This window comes from Mesorhizobium sp. RCAM 06353 (assembly GCF_059683585.1).
On sequence record NZ_CM185031.1, the window covers coordinates 702,826 to 722,737 of the forward strand.

The following is a 19,912-nucleotide window of genomic DNA, read 5'->3' on the forward strand; positions in this document are numbered from 1 at the left end:
GGCGGTGCTGTGCCTTTGCGACAGTGCCGTTCACCGGCCAGTCCGCGGATATTCGAGCTGCATGGCCACGAAATCGGTGGTGCGCGCGCCATAGCGAGCTGAAATATCTTGAAGAGCCTGGTCCAGCGCCTTCGCCGGCCGCGGGTCGACCATGACCGGCACCAGCCGCTGCGCCGGCCAGTCGGTGGCGATCTGATCAGGCAAGATACGGAGCCCGTCGCCGCTGACGACTGAGCCTTCCCTGCCCGCGAATGTGACCGCACCGGAGCGATAGGTCCGTGACCAGGCGTCAGCGACCAGTGCCAGCGACACTTCATCCATGCCTGGTGTCAGCCGGATACCGAGCTGTTCGTGATCCAGGAAAGCGAGCGTGTTGCCGATCGCCGTCAGTGCGAAGGAGCGGGTGAACTTGAAGGCGCTGCTGTCATGTCGCGCATCCCATTGTGCCAGGCCCAGATCACGACTGACGGCTTCGGCCTTGTCCCGGCCGGCAATAGCCTCGATCAGGGTCAGCATCATCGGCATCGAGGCGGTGATCCCGGTGGTCGTTGCAACACTCCGATCGACGACGAAGCGGCGGTCGGCGACATAGCGGATCGTCGGATGTTTTTCACTGAGCTCGCTGAGGGAATACCAATGTGTCGTCGCCCGCTTGCGGTCAAGCAGCCCGCTGGCGCCGACCACCTTGGCACCGGCGCAGATGCCGATCACCGTAGCGCCCTTGGTCGCCTGGCTTCTGATCCATTTCAGCACGCCGGCGTCATCGTCGCGCATCATGGCCGGAACGATGACGTAGTCGGCGCCGTCGGGGTGCACGGCGTCGAACGCTGCCGTCGTCGCATCGGGCTCAACCTGCAAAGCCGGATGCAATTTCATCGGTCCAGGCTGCGTTGCGAGCGCTACGACATCGGCGACATCGGCGCGCCGCAAGATGCCGTAAGGCATGAGATAATCGGTGGTTTCGGTGCCGTCATTAATGCCGATGATCGCGATCAAGGGGCGCTGGCGCTTCGGCGGCTTCAATGCCGCGAGCGTTGCCTCAGCCTCCTTGGCATCGATTGCCGGCTGAGCGGCGACCAGGGCTCCCGCCGGCAGCGACAGCAGCCATGCGCCACCCACCGCGAGGAGGATCAGCACGACGCTCAGACCACTCCACAGCGTGATACGCAAATTCATGGCTCAGTCCTCCAGATTAAGGCGCTTGACCATCAACCTAGCTCCACTAAGACTTGTCTGAAATGACATATATCGGGCAAAAACGGTCATGAGCCGTAAGGTCGGAATCATCATTCACCCCGGCTTCCAATTGTTGGATGCGGCTGGCCCGGCGGCGGTCTTTGAGCTGGCGGAACATTTCAGCCCCGGAAGCTACACGCTCGAAATGCTGGCGCCCGGTGGCGGCGAGATCGAGAGTTCGTCCGGTATGCGGCTTACAGCCCGGTCCTTGTCGATGGATGAGCAGCTGGACACGGCAATCATCTCCGGCGGCGAAATCATTCGCTCGATGGCTGCGGCGCAGGAGATCGTCACCTGGCTCCAGCGTGCGGGCGTGCCGCGAACGGCGAGCGTGTGCACAGGCGCGTATCTGCTGGCAGAGGCGGGACTTCTCGATGGTAGGCGAGCCACAACCCATTGGTGGAGCACGCACGACTTCGCGCGCCGCTATCCGAAGGTGAAAGTCGATGCGGAGCGCATCTTCATCAGGGACGGCAGCACTTGGACCTCGGCTGGAATTTCGGCCGGCATCGACCTGGTGCTGGCACTCATCGAAGATGATCTTGGTCCGACCGTAGCGCGTCGGGTTGCACAGCAGCTTGTCGTTCATCAACGCCGCCCGGGAGGCCAGTCGCAATTCTCCGCGCTTGTCGAACTCGGCGGACGGACCGGCCGCTTTGTCGAGCTGATCGAATGGATGCGCACCGCACTGGCGCAACCATTGACCGTGGAGCGCCTTGCCGATCGCGCCGCCATGAGCCCGCGGCATTTTGCGCGCGCCTTCCTGGCAGAGACCGGCACCACGCCGGCCAAGGCCGTTGAACGGCTTCGCCTGGAGACCGCGCGGATTGCGGTGGAGACCGGCAACGCGTCGCTAGATCGCATCGCGGAGGACAGCGGCTTCGGTGACGCCGGGCGCATGCGCCGGGCTTTCCTGAGAAGCTTCGGCCAGCCACCGCAGGCACTCAGACGCACGGGTGCCGTTTCCCGCTACGATGGCCGGTGAGTTCGTCCAACGCAATCACCTCGATCCAGCATCCAGCACCAATGGTCCAACGATGCGATTTTTTTCGCGCCTCGGTGAACCTTCCCGCGCGTCACGACGACGAATAGCTGTCCGGGTCGGGTTTGCCCGGTCGGTGTCTTCTGTCGGATGCGTCCAGGGCTGGGGCGGGCGTCTCACGCCACGCTGATACCGTCTCAGGTCAGGCCGCCTCGTTGGACCCTGGTTTCGACATGATCTTCACCCGGAAAACCCCGCTTCGGCGGGGTTTTCTGCGTTTCGTCCCGCGCATACGATAAACATGATTATGATAGTTAACTTTTGTTAACTTGACTTGATGGGAACCATCGGGCGTTTGCAGGAATGTTCACACAAACAGGAGCTACGATGTCCGTAACCACCGACGCTTCCCGCGGCAGACTGATCATTCCGGCGCTTGGCCGCCTGTATTCGTCGCTGCACGATGCCGGCGAAACTGTGCTGCGCGTCGTCGCCGGCGCGTTGCTCACCGTCCATGGCTCGCAGAAGATCACCAATCCTTTCGGCGCCGCCGAAATGGTCGAAGGCCTCGGCTTCTATCCCGGCGCCTTCTGGTCGCTGCTGCTGGCCTGCACTGAGTTTTTCGGCGGCATCCTGATCGCCATCGGGTTTTTGACGCGCCCGGCCGCTTTTGCCGGCCTGTTCGTGCTGCTGGTGACGGTCTGGTTCCATTGGGTGACGATGGGCCAGGGCTTTTCGGGCGCTGAAAAGTCGCTTTTGTGGGCGGCGATCCTGCTCTTCTTCGTCATTCGCGGCGGCAACCGGCACTCGGTCGACGCCCGCATCGGCAAGGCATTCTAACAAGCTTTCGAGAGGGGTGGCAGCGACGACGCGTCACCCTTTGCCTTTGGCGCAAAACCGACTATGAAACGGCTTCAGCCAAGCCATCTGGAACGTGCGCCGGAGCCAGCCATGACCGAAATCTTGCAGACCCCAAAGCTCGTCGTCGTCTTTGGCGGGTCAGGCTTTGTCGGCCGTCATGTCGTGCGCGCGCTGGCCAAGCGCGGCTACCGCATCCGGGTCGCCTGCCGGCGGCCCGATCTTGCCGGCCATTTGCAGCCGCTCGGCAATGTCGGCCAGATCCAGCCGGTGCAGGCCAATGTGCGCGTGCGCTGGTCGGTCGACCGGGCCGTGCAAGGCGCCGACCATGTCGTCAACCTCGTTGCCATCCTGCATGAGACCGGCCGGCAGAAATTCAACACCGTTCACGAATTCGGCGCCCGCGCTGTTGCCGAGGCCGCGCGTTCGGTCGGTGCCGGGCTCACCCATATTTCGGCACTAGGTGCCGATGCGGACTCCGAATCGGATTACGCCCGCACCAAGGCGCTTGGCGAGAAGGCCGTGCTGGAGACGATCGCCGACGCGGTGATCTTCCGGCCGTCGATCAATTTCGGACCCGAAGACGGCTTCTTCAACCGCTTCGCCAACATGGCGCGCTATTCGCCGGTGCTGCCGCTGATCGGCGGCGGCCAGACCAAGTTCCAGCCGGTCTATGTCGGCGACGTCGCCGAAGCGGTGGCGCGATCGGTCGACGGCAAGATCGGTGGCGGCCAGACCTACGAGCTTGGCGGCCCCAACGTGCTCACCTTCAAGGAGTGCATGGAGGAACTGCTCACTGTCATCGAGCGCAAGCGTCTGCTGGTGCCGGTGCCGTGGTGGGTGGCCAACATCCAGGCCTCGATCCTCGGCCTGTTGCCCAATCCGCTGCTGACCAAGGACCAGGTGATGCAGCTACGCGAGCACAACATCGTTTCGGAGGCCGCCACCAAGGCCAACCGGACGCTCGCCGGGCTGGGCATCCAGCCGCAATCGATCGCGACGATCCTGCCGAGCTACCTCTGGCGCTTCCGCGCCGCCGGCCAGTTCCAGCAGCGCAAGCCTGCGGCTTGATCCACTACAAACGCTCGAAGAGCACGCCTAGCGGGGCGTGACCTGCATCGGCAACCCGCCTTGCGGCTGTGTGGTCAGTTTCTGCACCGGCCAGGGTTTCGTTTCAGCGGTCGTATCGAAGCGGAAGCGCGACAACAGGATGGCGAGCGCGATGATCGCCTCCTGCATGGCGAAACTGGCGCCGATGCAGACGCGTGGACCCGCACCGAACGGCAGATACTGGAAGCGGTCGATCTTTTCACGGTTTCCCGGATGGAACCGTTCCGGCAGATAGGCATCCGGCCGGTCCCATAGCTTCCTGTGGCGATGGACGACCCAGGGCATGACCAGCACGGCGGCGTGCTTGGGGATATAAAGATCCTTCCACATCTCCGGTTCGATCGGCTCGCGGTTGATCGACGGCGCCGGCGGATAGAGCCGGAGCGCCTCGTCGAAAGCGGCGCGGGTCAATGGCATGGCGTCGAGCCACTTCGTCGGATCGGATTCGCGCGCCAGCACCTGGTCGATCTCCTGCTCGACCCGGTTGCGCTCCCATGGCGATTCGGCCAGGCAATAAAGCGTCCAGCCGAGTGCCCGCGCGGTGGTCTCATGGCCGGCGCCGATGAAGGTGATGATGTTGTCCTCGACTTCCGCGCGCGTCAGCCCGTCGGGACCTTCGGCCTTGAGCAGCAGCGTCAGGAAATCCTGCGGCACGCCATCGGGGTCACGCCTGACCTTCTCTTCGCGCATCTTGACCGTATCGGTCACGATCTTGCGGAAATAGGCCATGGTCTTGCGGCCGCGGATGCGGGTCAGCCGCGGCAGCCAGTCGGGCGCGCGCAACAGGTCGAGCGGGTCGACACGGCCCATGGTCTCGAACAAGCGGTCGATCTCATTGGCGAAACTGCCCGGCTCGCCCGCGATCTCGCCGGAGAACAGTGTCTCGGCGAGGATGTCATAGGTGAGCAATGTCATGTCATGGGCGATGTCGGATATGCCGCCCTCTTCGTAGCGGGTGACGAACTCCTTGGTGCGTTTCAGCATCGGCTGGGCGAAGCCGAAGATGTGGCGCGGCGTGAACACCGGCGCCATCGCCTTGCGCGACCGCTTCCACACCTCGCCCTCGGCGGTCAGCAGGCCGTCGCGCAGGATCGGCCGCAGGATCTTCTGGCGCACCGTCGCCATCTTGTAGTTCTTGGCGTTGTCGACCAGCACATGGCGGATGAGGCCGGGATCGTTGGCGACGATCAGGTGGCCACCAACGCCATTCGCAGAAATCCACGGCTCGTTATAGGTATGCTCACCCCATAGTTCGAGCGGATTGCGGTAGACGATGCGGATCATCTCCAGCGTCGAAGGCGGCGTCGTGCGCGGCTTCGGTGCGGGAGGAACAAAGGGGGCGGGCTGAATGTCCATGAAGTGCTCCGCTGTTGCATCAATGTAGTGGCTGGCACCCCGGACGTCCATGTGGCCGAACGGCAGACCGAACCACGACAGCAGAACACACGAAGACAGACCGTCTGTTCATCCGATCGTGACCGCTCCGCCAGGCGTCCTGCCTTGTCCGCCGGGACGCTCTGCCGTAGTGACAGTCACCAACAGATACCGCCTGACAAAGGAGCCGGCCTTGAAGCACCAGTTGAACATCATCATCGGCAGCACGCGGCCCGGCCGCGCCGGTCCGGTTTTTGCCGAGTGGCTGGAGATATTCGCGCGCGAGCATGGAAAATTCGAGCCGGTGCTGACCGACATCGCCGCGTTCCACCTGCCGGTTCTGGACGAGCCGCATCATCCAAGGCTTGGCAACTACCAGAACGACCACACCAAGGCCTGGTCGAAAGCGATCGACGCCGCCGACGCCTTCGTCTTCGTCGCACCGGAATACAACTATTTCGCTGCACCCGCGATCGTCAACGCGATCGACTATCTCGCACGCGAATGGAAGTACAAGCCGGCCGCCATTTTCAGCTATGGCGGTGTCTCCGGCGGCCTGCGCGCGGCGCAGGCACTGAAGCCGCTGCTGACCGCGGTGGGTGTCATGCCGATCTCGGAAGGCGTCGCGCTGCCGATGTACCAGAAACTGCTCGACGAGAACGGCGCCTTCAGCGCCAGCGAACAGGTGACCGGCGGCGCTAGGACCATGCTGGACGAGCTGTTGCGCTGGAGCCAGGCGTTGAAACCGATGCGCGCTGCCTGAAGGAGCCGGTTTTTAGCCGAGTCCCCGGCTTGCTCGTGCCATAAAGAGGTGGAATGGTCGACAAATGAACTGAGCGGGGGCGGTTCGACTTGCGCTTGCTGTTTGCCTTGCTGCTGATGATTGCGACCACCGCCACGGCGGCGGCGGAACGGCGCGTGGCATTGGTCATGGCGGAGGACGACTACCGGCTGGTGCGGCCACTCGCCAATCCCATCCATGACGGCGAGGCGATGGAAGCGGCGCTGAAGAAGCTTGGCTTCGAGGTTGTGCTCGAAACCAACCGGGATCTGCGGCGCATGCGGCGCGCGCTCGACGATTTTCGCGAAGATGCCAAGGGCGCCGACGTGGCGCTGGTCTATTTCTCCGGCCATGGCATCGAAATCTCAGGTGACAACCGGCTGCTGCCGGTCGATGCCGACGCCTCCTCACTTGGTGCGCTGGACAAGACCAGCCTGCCGCTGGAAGAGGTGCGCGCTGCGGTGGCCGCCACCGCCAAGGTCGGGCTGATCGTGCTCGACGCCTGCCGCAGCGATCCGTTCTCGGGGAGTGGTGGCCAAGGGCGCGGCGCGACGTCGCTGGCCAAGGCTGTCGCCGATAAGGTCAAGCCAGGCCTTGGCCGCATTGGGCGCGCGGAAAACATCCTGTTCGCTTTCTCGGCCGCACCTGGCGAGACGGCGGCTGACGGCACCGGCCAGAACTCGCCTTTCACGACGGCGCTGACCAAATATCTCGGAACCGACGGGCTGGAAATCCGCTCGGTTCTGACCTTGGTGCAGCAGGAGGTTTATGACCTCTCCCGCGGCAAGCAACTGCCCTATGTCGAGAGCGGCCTGCCGAAACTGTTCTTTGCCGCTGCCGCCAAGGAGCAATTGCCGGAGCGCGAACGGCTGTTGCTCGCCATGGCCGATGTGACGCCGGAAATGCGCGGCAAGGTCGAGCAGATCGCCAGCGACGCCGACATGCCACTGGCGCCGCTCTATGGCGCGTTGATCAGTTCCGACACCAGCCATCTTTCAGCAGATAGCCTGAATACAAGGCTGCGTGAGGCGGCGGAAGCCTTCGTCAAGGTGCGCGCCGAGATGAAGACGCTGGCTGCCGACGATCCACGTGTGACTGAACTGCGCCGCCAGGCCGAGGAGCAGCTCGCCCTGGGCGCCTTCGGCGCGGCACAGGCGAAACTTGCGGAAGCGGCCGATATCGACGAGGTGTCGCGCAAGGCGCTGAAGGTCAATTTCGTCGACCGCACGCTGTCGCAGGCCGCAACGCTGTTCCTGTCGGCAGGCGCTGCGCGCGCCGACCTCAACTATGCGGCGGCCATCAAGGGCTATGAAACCGTGCTGGCGCTGTATGGCGAGGCCGGGCAGACCTCGCTCAACCTGGAACAGGCCGACCGCCAGAGCCGCACGCTGGAGGAACTTGGTATTCTCTATACGACGGTCGGTAATGTCGAGGCGGCCGGCCGCGCCTTTACCGCCCTGTTGGCCAATCTCGAGCAGCGGTCGCGTCAGGAAACCGATCCCAGCGTCAAGCGCGATCTCGCCATCAGCCATATCAAGCTCGCCAACACTGAGATGGCGCAAGGCGACCTGCCGACCTCCCTGGAAAACTATGAGGCGGCCAGGGGCATGCTGGAGGATCTGACCGCAGGCATGCCGGACAAGAAGGACTGGCTCGGTGATCTTGCCATGGCCAATGACAAGATCGGCAACGTGCTGGCGACGCAAGGCGACGTGGCTGCGGCGGCGCAGGCCTATCAGCAAAGCCTGTCGATCAAGCAGAAATTGGCCGATGGCGAGCCGAACAGCGCCTATCGGCTGCGCGACCTGACCATAACCTATGAGGAGATCGGCGACCTTGCCCGTACCGCTGGCCAGTTGGATGGCGCCCAGACGGCCTTTGAAGAGAGCCTGAGGATTCGGCTGGTGCTAGCCGAAAACAAACCCGATGACCCGGAGCGTCAGCGCGCTGTCTCAGTCAGCCATGACAGGATCGGTGACGTCCTGCGCCTGCGCGGCGACCCTGCCGGTGCGCTCGTGGCCTACACCAAAAGCCAGAAGATCGCCGACGACCTGGTGCGCCGTGACCCCAACGACACCGATTTGAAGCGCGACCTGTCGATCAGCTACGCCAAGATCGGCAACGCGCTCAACGATCAGGAGAACTGGCCGGCAGCCCTGGCCTCCTATCAGCAAGCGCTGGCCGTGACGCGTGAGCTTGCCGCTGCTGACCCCGGCAACACCGACTGGCAGCGCGACCTGTCGGTCTGTCTGGAAAAGGTTGCCGGTGTGCTTGATGCCCAGGGCAATGTCGGCGACGCACTGCAAAACTACCAGGATAGTCTTGCCATCGCCGACCGGCTGGCGAAGCTCGACCCCGCCAATTCCGACTGGCAACGGGACCTGTCTATCACCCTGTCGGAAATCGGCATGCTGGAGACCAAGCAGCGCCATTTCGAGGGCTCCAAGAAGGCCTTCGAAGCCAGCCTCGGCATCCGCCAGAAACTGGCCCAGTTCGATCCGAACAATGCGATCTGGCAATTCGATCTGGTGCAGGCCTACATCAACTATGCCTATGTGGCCAAGGATCCGAAGGCGGTGCTGACCAAGGCGCTGAACCTGACGCTGGAGCTCGACCGCACGGGCCGGCTGGCGCCCCGGGACAAATCCACGATCAAATATTTGCGCGGCCTTCTCGCCAAATTCAACGGCCGGAAAAAATAGCCGGCTGCCGGCCCGGGATTTGGGCCGGAAATGCCCGCAAACCTTGGAAAAACCGCCTTTAGCGCCTATATCTGTACTATATCAGACGCGCGATTCGGGGCCGATTTTTCGCGCTGTACAAACGGCATCTAGACAACAGGTTTTCATGAGCGACCAGACCGAGAACACCAACGGCGCCGAAGCCGAATACGGCGCCGATTCCATCAAGGTTTTGAAGGGGTTGGACGCTGTCCGCAAACGCCCCGGCATGTATATCGGTGACACCGACGACGGTTCGGGCCTGCATCACATGGTCTATGAGGTGGTCGACAACGCCATCGACGAGGCCTTGGCCGGTCACGCCGACCTCGTCACCGTGACGCTCAACCCCGATGGTTCGGTGACGGTGATCGATAATGGCCGTGGCATTCCGACCGATATCCACACCGGCGAAGGCATTTCGGCGGCCGAAGTGATTATGACGCAGCTGCATGCCGGCGGCAAATTCGACCAGAACTCCTACAAGGTGTCGGGCGGTCTGCATGGCGTCGGCGTCTCGGTGGTCAACGCCCTTTCGGCATGGCTGAAGCTCAAGATTCGCCGCAACGGCCAGATCTTCGAGATGAGCTTCACGCACGGCAATGCCGATGCGCCGTTGAAGGCGACGGGCAGCTACGAACAGGACAAGCAGCCAGGCACCTATGAGGGCCGCAGCGGCAGTCAGATCACCTTCTTCCCGTCATCCGAAACCTTCACCATGGTCGAGTTCGACTTCGGCACGCTGGAGCACCGGCTGCGCGAGCTCGCCTTCCTCAATTCCGGCGTCCGTATCATTCTGACCGACGCCCGCCACGCCGACATCGTGCGGCATGAGCTGCACTATGATGGCGGCCTCGAAGAGTTCGTCAAATATCTCGACCGGGTCAAGAAACCGCTGATCGAGAAGCCGATCGCCATCAAGGCCGAGCGCGACGGCATCACCGTCGAAGTGGCGATGTGGTGGAACGACAGCTACCACGAGAACGTGCTGGCCTTCACCAACAACATCCCGCAGCGCGATGGCGGCACCCATCTGGCCGGTTTCCGTGGCGCGCTGACGCGCCAGATCACCGGCTATGGCGAGTCCTCAGGCCTGACCAAGAAGGAAAAGGTCTCGCTGATCGGCGACGATTGCCGCGAAGGCCTGACGGCCGTGCTGTCGGTCAAGGTTCCCGACCCGAAATTCTCCTCGCAGACCAAGGACAAGCTGGTTTCGTCGGAAGTGCGTCCGGTGGTCGAGGGGCTGGTCAACGAGGCGCTCGGCACATGGCTGGAAGAACACCCAACCGAGGGCAAGGTGGTCATCGACAAGGTGATCCAGGCCGCGGCGGCGCGTGAAGCGGCGCGCAAGGCGCGCGACATCACCCGCAAGAGTTCGCTCGGCGTTACCTCGCTGCCCGGCAAGCTGGCCGACTGCCAGGAGCGCGATCCGGCGAAATCGGAAATCTTCATCGTCGAGGGTGACTCGGCCGGCGGCTCGGCCAAGGGCGGGCGTTCGCGGCAGAACCAGGCCATTTTGCCGCTGCGCGGCAAGATCCTCAATGTCGAGCGGGCGCGCTTCGACCGCATGCTCGGCTCCGACATGATCGGCACGCTGATCACCGCGCTCGGCACCTCGATCGGCAAGGACGAATTCAACGCCGACAAGCTGCGCTACCACAAGATCATCCTGATGACCGACGCCGACGTCGACGGCGCCCACATCAGGACCCTGCTGCTCACCTTCTTCTTCCGGCAGATGCCGGAGCTGATCGAGCGCGGCCATCTCTACATCGCCCAGCCGCCGCTCTACAAAGTGACGCGTGGCAAGAGCTCGCAATACATCAAGAATGAAAGCGCCTTCGAGGAGTTCCTGATCGATTCCGGGTTGGAGGAAGCCTCGCTTACGCTGGGTTCGGGCGAAGTGCGGATCGGACAGGATCTGCGCGGCGCCGTCGAAGACGCGCTGGCTGTGCGCCAGCTCATCAACGGCCTGCACACGCGCTACAACAGAGGCGTGGTCGAGCAAGCGGCGATCGCCGGCGGGCTCAACCCCGATGTCTTCAACGATCTTGGCAGCGCCAACGCGATGGCGGAGCGGATTGCGCAACGGCTCGACATCATCGCCGAGGACACCGAGCGCGGCTGGACCGGCCGCATGTCGACCTCGAATGACGGCAGCGGCGGTTATATCTTCGAGCGCACCGTGCGCAGCGTCAAGGAATACGCCCATCTCGACATGGGGCTGATCAATTCGGCCGACGCCCGCCAGCTCGACCGCTACGCACAGCGCCTCAGCGAGGTCTACGGGACGCCGCCGGTGTTGCGCCGCAAGGATGTGTCCGAAGTCGTTTCGGGGCCGCTGGCGCTGCTCAACGCCGTCTTTGCGACCGGCCGCAAGGGGCTGACCATGCAGCGCTACAAGGGTCTCGGCGAGATGAATGCCGAACAGCTGTGGGAAACCACGCTCGACCCGAATGTGCGGTCGCTGCTGCAGGTCAAGGTCAACGATGCGACCGACGCCGACAGCCTGTTCTCGCGGCTGATGGGCGACGAGGTCGAGCCACGGCGCGAATTCATCCAGGACAATGCGCTGTCGGTGGCCAATCTGGATATTTGATGCCGGCCGGCCAAAACTGCGCAGCGGTTTTGGGCAAACGAGATGCACAAGAGCTTAAAGCGCGACGGCTGAAACCGTTTCAACGCGACGCGCTTTGAGACCGCAGCGCTGAACTGAAGAAGCCTGCCAGGGCGGCGTTGAGGCGCTGATGAAACGCTGCCCGGTCGAAGCCGGCTGCGTCAACGCAAGCCATGGGCGCGATAGCGCGCAGGCGAGTGCTGCAAGGCGGCAGGAACGCATAGTGGCCCGCCAGAGACTCGACATGATATTCCGGCGGTCGGGGCAGCGCCGAACGAAGGTGTTCTTCATACCAGGGGTCGGGTTGATGCCGGTCGGCGGCGGCGCGCCACAGGAGCACCGGGATTTGAACCGAAGCGAGGTCGGCGCGGTCGAAGGTGAAGCCGAACGCGGGCGCGGCGGCTGCGATGGCGCGGATTCGCCGATCAGGCTTCCAGGCATCCGGAGGTGGCTGGGCCGCTTGCGCAACGGAATGAACCCCCGCTTTCGCCAGCGTGGTGCAAAGATCGTGCTGCGGATTTGCCGCGCAGTATGGGTCGATCCTGCCGAGATCGGGGATGCCACCAGCCTCGACGAGTACGGCGAAGCCCCCATTCGAGAATCCGAAGGCGCCGATGCGCTGCGGATCGATGTCGGCATGCCCCTGCCAGTCCGTCAGCATGAAATCTATCAGCCGGCTCAGCTGGGCGGGCCGGCGCCACAGCATCAACACCTTGCTCTGGTCGTCGTAGGTATCGCCGGCATGGCTGACGGCGGCGACGATGAACCCGGCTTTCGCCAAGGCGATCGCCGTATCATAATGACCGGCATAGGATCCGCCGCCGCCATGCGAGATCACGATGAGCGGCAGCGCACGGCCTTTTACCGGGCCGGACGGCGCGACGCGCTGCTTGAAGAATTCCAGCGGCACATCGCGCGGCTCGGCTGAAGTCGGGTACCAGATGCCGGCGGCCAATGGCGGTTCGCCGCCATTGGGAACGCGAACGGCTTCAAAGCCCACCGGGGAATGCGCGAGGTCTTCAGCAACTGGACTGACCGATGTCGCACCAATCGTCGGACCGGCTGTAGCCGCCGGGGTCAAGGCTCCTGTGAACAGACCAGAGAGCAAGACCAGGCCGGCGAAAATTGCTGAGCGCGAACCGCCGGCTGGGACCGAAATCCACCGAGCTCTTGCTTTCTGCTTCTTCTGGAATTTCCTTGGAGTCATTTGTCTTCCTACTCGGCAAGGCACTTCGAAGAAAATTCGCAGGGCTGACGGGTCGGATCCAGCGAGACTTGTGAGTCAAACAGGCAGGGACGACGCCCGGACTTCCGCTTTTGCCCGACTCGACCTATGGGTCAAATCACAACAACATGATCGCTTGAGACATTGGCGCGAAGCGGCGCTCCAATTGTTCCATCGCCGGCAAACAAAATCATTTCAAAACGCGCCGGAACGGAAGTCCTCCGACGACATTGTGACAACATCGATCACAATTTCTCACAGGAGGCCTTTCATGGGACGTGGCATTTTGCTCTGGTTGCTCGGTATTCCGATTCCGATCATCATCCTCATCATGCTTTTCGTACGGTAGGGGGCGTTGATGCAGTCCACCGTATCGGCTATCGACCTGTCCGCTTCAGAAGAATCATCCGCCACAGCCGTCAGCTGGGGGCCGATCATCGCCGGCGCTTTCGCGGCCTCTACCCTGACCTTTATCCTGATGCTGCTCGGCTCAGGGCTTGGGCTCAGCATGGTTTCCCCATGGTCAGGGTCCGGCGCGACGATCACCACCTTCGCAGTGTCCACCGCCATCTGGCTGATCATCGTGCAATGGCTGTCCTCCGGCGTCGGCGGCTACCTTGCCGGACGCCTGCGCACCAAATGGGTCGGCATCCACACTGACGAGGTGTATTTCCGTGACACCGCTCATGGCTTCCTTGCCTGGGCGTTGGCTACACTGCTCGTCGTCGGCGTCCTCGGTTCAGCGCTTTCCGCAGCGCTTGGTACAGGCGTGCAGGCTGTCTCCACCGTAGCGTCGGGCGCCGCCATGGGTGCGTCGGCCGGAGCCTCCGCAAATGCCGGCGGCGCATCGGCCGACAATGCGACCTCCTATCTGGCGGATTCACTGTTCCGTCCGGCTGATCCGAGCAAGCTCGCAGCGGCCAATCCGGACAGTGATGCCGCAGCGGTTGGGCAGGCCTCACGCATCCTGGTCGCCAGTGCCGCGGCAGGCGAGATTTCAGCCGACGACAAGACGTATCTCTCGCAACTGGTTGCCGCCCGCACCGGCCTGTCCGAGGCCGACGCCAAGGCGCGTGTCGATGCACTGGTGGCCAAGGTCGAGGACGCCAAGATCAAGGCCAAGCAGGCCGCCGACACCGCCAGAAAGGGCAGCGCGACCTTTGCCTTGCTCGGTGCCTTGTCGCTGGTCATCGGTGCCTTCATCGCCAGTGCCGCGGCAGCTCTCGGCGGCAGGCAGCGCGACGAAGAGGAAGCGGTGTTCCTGACCACCCGCTGACACTGACTACACCGCTAGATCATTTCACCGTTTCACGGAAACGGCGAACTGCTCTAACTCTTTGTTTTGACGCAATTCCGGACGGAAAACCGCACACACTTTTCCTGGAATTGCTCTAAAAGAAAAGCCCGGCGCGAAGCCGGGCTTTTTTTGCGAGAGTTGCGGCCGGATCAGTGATCCATGGCCTTGACGATTTCCTCTGTCATCTTCTTGGCATCGCCGAGCAGCATCATGGTGCCGTCCTTGTAGAACAGCGTGTTGTCGATGCCGGCGTAGCCGGAGCCGAGCGAGCGCTTGACGAACAGGCAGGTGCGGGCCTTGTCGACGTCGAGGATCGGCATGCCGTAGATCGGCGAGGACTTGTCGTCGCGGGCCGAAGGGTTGGTGACGTCGTTGGCACCGATGACATAGGCGACATCGGCCTGCGCGAATTCGGAGTTAATGTCCTCGAGCTCGAACACTTCGTCATAGGGCACGTTGGCTTCGGCCAGCAGCACGTTCATGTGGCCGGGCATGCGGCCGGCGACCGGGTGGATGGCGTATTTGACGTCGACGCCGTTGGCCTTGAGCTTGTCGGCCATTTCGCGCAGCGCGTGCTGCGCCTGGGCAACCGCCATGCCGTACCCCGGCACGATGATGACCTTCTGCGCGTTCATCATCAGGTAGGCGGCATCGTCGGCCGAGCCCTGCTTGACCGTGCGCTCGATGCCGTCGTCGGCCGCAGCAGCGGTCTCACCGCCAAAGCCGCCGAGGATGACCGAGATAAAGCTGCGGTTCATGCCCTTGCACATGATGTAGGACAGGATCGCGCCGGATGAGCCGACCAGCGCGCCGGTGATGATCAGCGCCAGATTGCCGAGCGTGAAGCCGAGGGCAGCCGCTGCCCAGCCCGAGTAGGAGTTGAGCATCGAGACGACGACCGGCATGTCGGCGCCGCCGATCGGGATGATCAAGAGGATGCCGAGCACCAGCGAGGCGGCGACGATCAGCCAGAACACCAGCTTCGATTCCGTGCCGACCAGCAGCACGATCAGCACGATGAGCGCGATACCAAGGGCGGCGTTGATGACGTGGCGGCCGCCGATCATGATCGGCTTGCCGGACATGCGGCCGTCGAGCTTCAAGAAGGCAATGACCGAGCCGGTGAAGGTGATGGCGCCGATGGCGACGCCAAGGCTCATCTCGATCAGCGCCTGGGCATGGATGTCGCCCGCCGTGCCGATACCAAAACTTTCCGGCGCGTAGATGGCCGCGGCCGCCACCATCACGGCGGCGAGGCCGACGAGGCTGTGGAAGGCAGCAACCAGTTGCGGCATCGAGGTCATGGCGATGCGGCGCGCGGTGACCGCACCGACGCTACCGCCAATGGCGAGGCCAAGCACGATCAGGCCGTAGCGGCCGGCCGACGGGACAGACGGGATCGCCAGCGCCAGCGTGGTGGCGATGGCGATGCCCATGCCGATCATGCCGTACATATTGCCCTGGCGGCTGGTGGTCGGATGCGACAGGCCGCGCAGCGCCATGATGAACAGGACGCCGGAGACCAGATAGAGGAAGGACGCGAAGTTGGCGTTCATGGCGCTCTACTTGTCCTTCTTCTTGTACATCGCCAGCATGCGCTGGGTGACCAGGAAGCCACCAAAAATGTTGACCGAGACCAGCATCAACGCCACGAAGCCGAAGCCTGCGGCGACACCGGAAGCCGCGATACCGACCGCGAGCAGCGCGCCGACGACGATGACCGAGGAGATGGCGTTGGTAACCGCCATCAGCGGGGTGTGCAGTGCCGGCGTCACCGACCAGACGACGTAGTAGCCGACGAAGATCGCCAGGATGAAGATGGCGAAACGGAAGACGAAAGGATCGATGGCGCCGCCGGAGAGTGCGTGCGCGGCGTCACCCGCCGCATCGGCACCACCTGGAGCGTTGGCCAGGTTCTGCACCGCAAGCCTGACGGCAGCGCTTGCCTGGTCGAGCTGATCGAGGGCTTTCTGCAGGGTCTGATCCATCACGCTGTGCCTTTCGACTTGGACGCGGGCGACTTGGATGCGGCTGTTTTCTTGGTCGCAGCTTTCTTGGGTGCAGTAGAGGCATCAGCAACCATGGTCGTGGCCGGGATCGCGGCCGGTTCGACATGCGGCTGCTGGTCGGCCTTGGCGAAGGCCGGATGAACGATCTTGCCGCCATCAGTCAGCATCGTCGCCTTGACCAGATCATCATCGCGGTTGATGGCGAGCGTCTTGGTGGTCTTGTCGACCAGCGTTTCGAGGAAAGCGAACAGGTTCTTCGCGTAGAGCAGCGAGGCGGATGCGGCGACGCGGCCGGGCACATTGAGGTGGCCGACGATCTTGACGTTGTTGGCCGTGGTGACGACCTTGCCCGCTTCGGCGCCTTCGACATTACCGCCGCGTTCAACCGCGAGGTCGACGAGCACCGAACCCGGCTTCATCGAAGCGACCATGGCGGCAGATACCAGCTTCGGCGCCGGCCGGCCGGGGATCAGCGCCGTGGTGATGACGATGTCCTGCTTGGCGATGTGCTCGGCGGTCAGTGCCGCCTGCTTGGCCTGGTATTCCTTCGACATTTCCTTGGCATAGCCGCCGGCTGTCTCGGCGGCCTTGAACTCGTCGTCCTCTACGGCCAGGAATTTTGCGCCGAGCGAGGCTACCTGTTCCTTGGCGGCGGGGCGCACGTCGGTGGCGGTGACAACCGCGCCAAGGCGACGCGCCGTGGCGATCGCCTGCAGGCCGGCAACGCCGACACCCATGATGAAGACCTTCGCCGCCGGCACCGTGCCCGCCGCCGTCATCATCATCGGCAGCGCGCGATCATATTCCGAAGCGCCGTCGATAACCGCCTGATAGCCGGCAAGATTGGCCTGGCTGGACAGCACGTCCATCGATTGCGCGCGGGTGATGCGCGGCATGAATTCCATCGAGAACGCAGTGACCCCGGCTTTGGCCAGAGCCGCTACTGCGGCGTCGTTGCCGTAGGGATCCATGATGGCGATCACCGCCGCGCCGGATTTGTAGCTCTTCAGCTCGGCTTCCGTTGGCCGGCGTACCTTCAGCACGACATCGGCCCTGGCGACATCGGACGCCTTGCCGATGGCAGCACCTGCCTTGGCGAACTCTTCGTCCGGGATGCGCGACCTTGTGCCGGCGCCGGTTTCGACAATCACGTCGAGGCCCAGCCCCGCCAGCCGCTTGACCGTATCGGGCGAGGCCGCGACGCGCGGCTCGTTCGCATCAAGCTCACGAGGGATGAAAACCGTCTGTCCCACCGCATGATCCTTTCGGCTGGAACCTGTTTGCGCAAAGTGTCGGCCGGAATATCCGGCACCGTCAATGGCAACGGGGTTTTGGAAGGTCTATCGCAGAATGAAGGCGCCGACGGCCAGTATCAGGACGAACAGGATAAGCGCCGAGAAGAAACCGGCCGCAAAGAAGCCGAAGGCCATCGCGATGAGCAACGCGCCGCAGAAAAGCGATCCGTATTTGGCCAGCGCGAGAAAGCCCGCATAGGTGCGGTCATGCTCGGCATAGTCCATCTTCGCGCCTAGTTCGACAGGACCGGTCGGCGAGTGATCAGCCATAGGAATACCCCTTCGAAGACATCTGTCAGGCACATACCGAAAAGCCGGGCCGAGAGCAATGGCGCTATTGCCGCATTGGGGCCGACAACTGCCTCAAGGGAAAATTGAAACTGCCGGCCGATCCCGGCCTGTTGGCGGTGCGATCACCCGGCATCTGCGTGAGTTCCGTTGAAGCTGCTGTGAGAATTTGGCGGTTCTGGACGACATCGCGGGGGATTATCGTCTCTGGACGAACAGCCGCTTGGTGAATCGCCATGATCATACCCACACAGACATTTGACTGGAACGGCACGACCATCGCGTGGGGAACCGCCGGCTCAGGCCGGCCGATCGTGCTCGTGCACGGTACGCCGTTCTCCTCGCATGTCTGGCATCGCGTCGTACCGGAACTGGCGCGCGACCACACGCTGTATTTTTACGATCTTCCCGGATATGGGCGATCCGGCAAACGGGAAGGCCAGGACGTTTCGCTGGGCATCCAGAACAAGGCGCTGGCGGCGATGCTGGCCTTCTGGAAACTCGACCGGCCCAAGATAATCGCCCATGATTTCGGCGGCGCCACGGCGTTGCGCGCGCATCTGATCGACGGCTGCGACTATGACAAGTTGCTATTGATTGACCCGGTGGCGGTGCGGCCGTGGGGCTCGCCCTTTGTCCAGCACGTCCGTAAGCATGAGGCCGCCTTCGCCGGCATGCCGGACTACATACAGGTTGCGATCCTGAAAGCGTATGTCTCGGGCGCCGCCGCCAGCCCTTTGTCGGACAGCGATCTGGAACCCTATGTCACGCCATGGACCGGACCCGTTGGCCAGCCGGCTTTCTACCGGCAGATCGCCCAGATGGATCAGCGCTTCACCGACGAGGTCGAACGGCTCTACGGCGAATTCCGCTGCCCCGTCGCGCTGCTGTGGGGCGAGGAAGACCGCTGGATACCGCCGCAAAGCGGCCAAAAGCTCGCGGCCATGCTGCCGAATTGCGGCCTGACGCTTATTCCGGGCTCCGGCCATCTGATGCAGGAAGACGCGCCGGAGGCGATCGTCGCCGCGGCGCTGCGCTTCTTCGCCGGCTGAGAGTTCCCTCAGCCCGCGAGGTGGGGGAAAAGTCCCAGCAGTCCAACGACGATCAGATAGAGCGCGACGATGTAGTTCAGCAGCCGTGGCATGATGAGGATCAGCACGCCGGCGATCAGCGAGATAAGCGGCGTCAGCGCGAGCTGGGAAATATGCATGTCGGGGGTCCTTCTGGCAGATCCGCTGGGATGACACAGACTGAGCGGCGGCGCGCCGCCGTCATCAGAACGCGGATCTGGCCGGAAGGCTCCAGACGCCTTGCAAAAATAGGGGCGCTACGCGGCGGCGCGATAATATTTCGCTGTCGGCACGATGGACAAGGGCGTCAGCCGGTTGATGGCCGGGTTGGCAAACATCAGCCGCTGCTCCGTCGGCGTCGACCTGAAGAACGGGAACCGTTCGAGTGTCCGGCGCATATTTTCGCCGGCAGGGATTTCGAAAAGGGCGATCCGGGTAAGAACGCCCGGAAATTCCTTAGCCTCGGTCCTCTGCACGGCATTGAAATAACGAGAATAAAAATTGGAATGCTCGACCTTGACCGGCGTCAGCACCGAGTTCTGGCCAAAATAGAGCGAGGCCACCATAGCAAGCCTGAGTGTCAGGAACGGCAGCACTCCGGGCGCCGGCGCGCTGTCGGGATCGGTTGCAAACCGGGTTCCGTCGATAAAGGTTTCTCCGCGGGCAAGTCGCTCGAGCAATATTTCCGGATAGGCATCGACGGAGGGCGAATTCGGGTGCTCGGCGGAAATGTAGTGGAAGCGGATCGTGCTGACCAATTCGCCGTAGAAATAGACACCGAACCGGTAGGAATTGGGTAGATTATCCCAGCGATCCTCGAACATTCCGCTGGCGATTGGGCCGCACATGCCTGAGCGCAGATAGGATTTGTAACGAAGCCGGTAAATCGCCTCCAAATCCTCGCCTCCGGTAATGAGGCGATAATCGACATGCTCCAGAAGCTGCATCATCGATCGGTTCAGCACAGAATCCCCGGCTGCCCTGACCACGCCAGACGCATTCGTTGCAGCCCTTGCAGCATCCATTATCTGTCCTCGAAATTCCGCCTGC

At 63.0% G+C, this 19,912-nt stretch carries 17 protein-coding genes; 8 read left to right on the forward strand and 9 right to left on the reverse strand.

Annotated elements, in window-relative coordinates; all coding sequences use genetic code 11:
- Positions 1-30 precede the first annotated feature (30 nt).
- The gene (locus AC56QX_RS03130) at positions 31-1,176 is read right to left on the reverse strand and encodes a DJ-1/PfpI family protein (RefSeq protein WP_497113665.1); all 1,146 of its coding nucleotides are present in this window, start codon (positions 1,174-1,176) and stop codon (positions 31-33) included.
- 88 nt (positions 1,177-1,264) lie between these two features.
- On the opposite strand from AC56QX_RS03130, the gene AC56QX_RS03135 reads away from it, so the two are divergent.
- The 3 genes from AC56QX_RS03135 (at position 1,265) to AC56QX_RS03145 (ending at position 4,147) form a co-directional block, all read left to right on the forward strand.
- Positions 1,265-2,221, forward strand: coding sequence for a GlxA family transcriptional regulator (locus tag AC56QX_RS03135; protein ID WP_497113666.1), 957 nt, complete (start codon positions 1,265-1,267; stop codon positions 2,219-2,221).
- Between the two features lie 384 nt (positions 2,222-2,605).
- A complete protein-coding gene (locus tag AC56QX_RS03140; RefSeq protein ID WP_497113667.1) occupies positions 2,606-3,058 on the forward strand; it encodes a DoxX family protein in 453 nt (150 codons plus the stop codon).
- Between the two features lie 111 nt (positions 3,059-3,169).
- On the forward strand, positions 3,170-4,147 hold the full coding sequence (locus tag AC56QX_RS03145) for a complex I NDUFA9 subunit family protein (protein WP_497113668.1): 978 nt from the start codon (positions 3,170-3,172) through the stop codon (positions 4,145-4,147).
- A 27-nt stretch (positions 4,148-4,174) separates the two neighbouring features.
- Here the strand turns inward: AC56QX_RS03145 and AC56QX_RS03150 are convergent, their stop codons facing one another.
- Positions 4,175-5,542 (reverse strand): cytochrome P450, encoded by a 1,368-nt coding sequence (locus AC56QX_RS03150; RefSeq protein ID WP_497113669.1) that lies wholly within the window; start codon positions 5,540-5,542, stop codon positions 4,175-4,177.
- 211 nt (positions 5,543-5,753) lie between these two features.
- On the opposite strand from AC56QX_RS03150, the gene AC56QX_RS03155 reads away from it, so the two are divergent.
- From AC56QX_RS03155 to gyrB, 3 genes are all read left to right on the forward strand, one after another.
- Positions 5,754-6,323 carry an NADPH-dependent FMN reductase gene (locus AC56QX_RS03155; protein WP_497113670.1) on the forward strand — a complete coding sequence of 190 codons (570 nt, stop codon included), beginning with the start codon at positions 5,754-5,756 and terminating at the stop codon, positions 6,321-6,323.
- 89 nt (positions 6,324-6,412) lie between these two features.
- Positions 6,413-9,043: a caspase family protein gene (locus AC56QX_RS03160; protein WP_497113671.1), complete on the forward strand. Its 2,631-nt coding sequence runs from the start codon at positions 6,413-6,415 to the stop codon at positions 9,041-9,043.
- Positions 9,044-9,188: 145 nt separating this feature from the next.
- Entirely contained in the window at positions 9,189-11,660 is a 2,472-nt protein-coding gene (gyrB, locus tag AC56QX_RS03165) for a DNA topoisomerase (ATP-hydrolyzing) subunit B (RefSeq protein ID WP_497113672.1), read from the forward strand.
- Between the two features lie 79 nt (positions 11,661-11,739).
- Here the strand turns inward: gyrB and AC56QX_RS03170 are convergent, their stop codons facing one another.
- Complete coding sequence (locus tag AC56QX_RS03170; RefSeq protein ID WP_497113673.1) at positions 11,740-12,678, reverse strand: alpha/beta hydrolase family protein; 939 nt, start codon at positions 12,676-12,678, stop codon at positions 11,740-11,742.
- Between the two features lie 583 nt (positions 12,679-13,261).
- Between AC56QX_RS03170 and AC56QX_RS03175 the strand changes: the two genes are divergently transcribed.
- Positions 13,262-14,179 (forward strand): hypothetical protein, encoded by a 918-nt coding sequence (locus tag AC56QX_RS03175; RefSeq protein WP_497113674.1) that lies wholly within the window; start codon positions 13,262-13,264, stop codon positions 14,177-14,179.
- A 170-nt stretch (positions 14,180-14,349) separates the two neighbouring features.
- Here the strand turns inward: AC56QX_RS03175 and AC56QX_RS03180 are convergent, their stop codons facing one another.
- From AC56QX_RS03180 to AC56QX_RS03195, 4 genes are all read right to left on the reverse strand, one after another.
- Positions 14,350-15,756 carry an NAD(P)(+) transhydrogenase (Re/Si-specific) subunit beta gene (locus tag AC56QX_RS03180; RefSeq protein ID WP_497113675.1) on the reverse strand — a complete coding sequence of 469 codons (1,407 nt, stop codon included), beginning with the start codon at positions 15,754-15,756 and terminating at the stop codon, positions 14,350-14,352.
- 6 nt (positions 15,757-15,762) lie between these two features.
- Positions 15,763-16,188 (reverse strand): NAD(P) transhydrogenase subunit alpha part 2, encoded by a 426-nt coding sequence (locus AC56QX_RS03185; protein WP_140660057.1) that lies wholly within the window; start codon positions 16,186-16,188, stop codon positions 15,763-15,765.
- Complete coding sequence (locus tag AC56QX_RS03190) at positions 16,188-17,462, reverse strand: Re/Si-specific NAD(P)(+) transhydrogenase subunit alpha (RefSeq protein WP_497113676.1); 1,275 nt, start codon at positions 17,460-17,462, stop codon at positions 16,188-16,190. The genes AC56QX_RS03185 and AC56QX_RS03190 overlap by 1 nt, the downstream gene beginning before the upstream one ends.
- Before the next feature lie 87 nt (positions 17,463-17,549).
- Positions 17,550-17,774, reverse strand: a complete 225-nt coding sequence (locus tag AC56QX_RS03195; protein ID WP_172220556.1) for an aa3-type cytochrome c oxidase subunit IV — start codon at positions 17,772-17,774, stop codon at positions 17,550-17,552.
- Between the two features lie 254 nt (positions 17,775-18,028).
- Between AC56QX_RS03195 and AC56QX_RS03200 the strand changes: the two genes are divergently transcribed.
- The gene (locus tag AC56QX_RS03200) at positions 18,029-18,844 is read left to right on the forward strand and encodes an alpha/beta fold hydrolase (RefSeq protein WP_497113677.1); all 816 of its coding nucleotides are present in this window, start codon (positions 18,029-18,031) and stop codon (positions 18,842-18,844) included.
- 8 nt (positions 18,845-18,852) lie between these two features.
- Here the strand turns inward: AC56QX_RS03200 and AC56QX_RS03205 are convergent, their stop codons facing one another.
- Both AC56QX_RS03205 and AC56QX_RS03210 read right to left on the reverse strand, forming a co-directional pair.
- The gene (locus tag AC56QX_RS03205) at positions 18,853-19,002 is read right to left on the reverse strand and encodes a DUF3096 domain-containing protein (protein WP_019862764.1); all 150 of its coding nucleotides are present in this window, start codon (positions 19,000-19,002) and stop codon (positions 18,853-18,855) included.
- A 117-nt stretch (positions 19,003-19,119) separates the two neighbouring features.
- On the reverse strand, positions 19,120-19,812 hold the full coding sequence (locus tag AC56QX_RS03210; protein WP_497113678.1) for an N-acyl amino acid synthase FeeM domain-containing protein: 693 nt from the start codon (positions 19,810-19,812) through the stop codon (positions 19,120-19,122).
- Between the last annotated feature and the right edge of the window lie 100 nt (positions 19,813-19,912).

Bases quoted from the DNA above. Each gene is read 5' to 3' on its own strand.
- AC56QX_RS03130 (WP_497113665.1), bottom strand. From the start codon at position 1,176: ATGAATTTGCGTATCACGCTGTGGAGTGGTCTGAGCGTCGTGCTGATC.
- AC56QX_RS03135 (WP_497113666.1), top strand. From the start codon at position 1,265: ATGAGCCGTAAGGTCGGAATCATCATTCACCCCGGCTTCCAATTGTTG.
- AC56QX_RS03140 (WP_497113667.1), top strand. From the start codon at position 2,606: ATGTCCGTAACCACCGACGCTTCCCGCGGCAGACTGATCATTCCGGCG.
- AC56QX_RS03145 (WP_497113668.1), top strand. From the start codon at position 3,170: ATGACCGAAATCTTGCAGACCCCAAAGCTCGTCGTCGTCTTTGGCGGG.
- AC56QX_RS03150 (WP_497113669.1), bottom strand. From the start codon at position 5,542: ATGGACATTCAGCCCGCCCCCTTTGTTCCTCCCGCACCGAAGCCGCGC.
- gyrB (WP_497113672.1), top strand. From the start codon at position 9,189: ATGAGCGACCAGACCGAGAACACCAACGGCGCCGAAGCCGAATACGGC.
- AC56QX_RS03175 (WP_497113674.1), top strand. From the start codon at position 13,262: ATGCAGTCCACCGTATCGGCTATCGACCTGTCCGCTTCAGAAGAATCA.
- AC56QX_RS03180 (WP_497113675.1), bottom strand. From the start codon at position 15,756: ATGAACGCCAACTTCGCGTCCTTCCTCTATCTGGTCTCCGGCGTCCTG.
- AC56QX_RS03185 (WP_140660057.1), bottom strand. From the start codon at position 16,188: ATGGATCAGACCCTGCAGAAAGCCCTCGATCAGCTCGACCAGGCAAGC.
- AC56QX_RS03195 (WP_172220556.1), bottom strand. From the start codon at position 17,774: ATGGCTGATCACTCGCCGACCGGTCCTGTCGAACTAGGCGCGAAGATG.
- AC56QX_RS03200 (WP_497113677.1), top strand. From the start codon at position 18,029: ATGATCATACCCACACAGACATTTGACTGGAACGGCACGACCATCGCG.
- AC56QX_RS03205 (WP_019862764.1), bottom strand. From the start codon at position 19,002: ATGCATATTTCCCAGCTCGCGCTGACGCCGCTTATCTCGCTGATCGCC.
- AC56QX_RS03210 (WP_497113678.1), bottom strand. From the start codon at position 19,812: ATGATGCAGCTTCTGGAGCATGTCGATTATCGCCTCATTACCGGAGGC.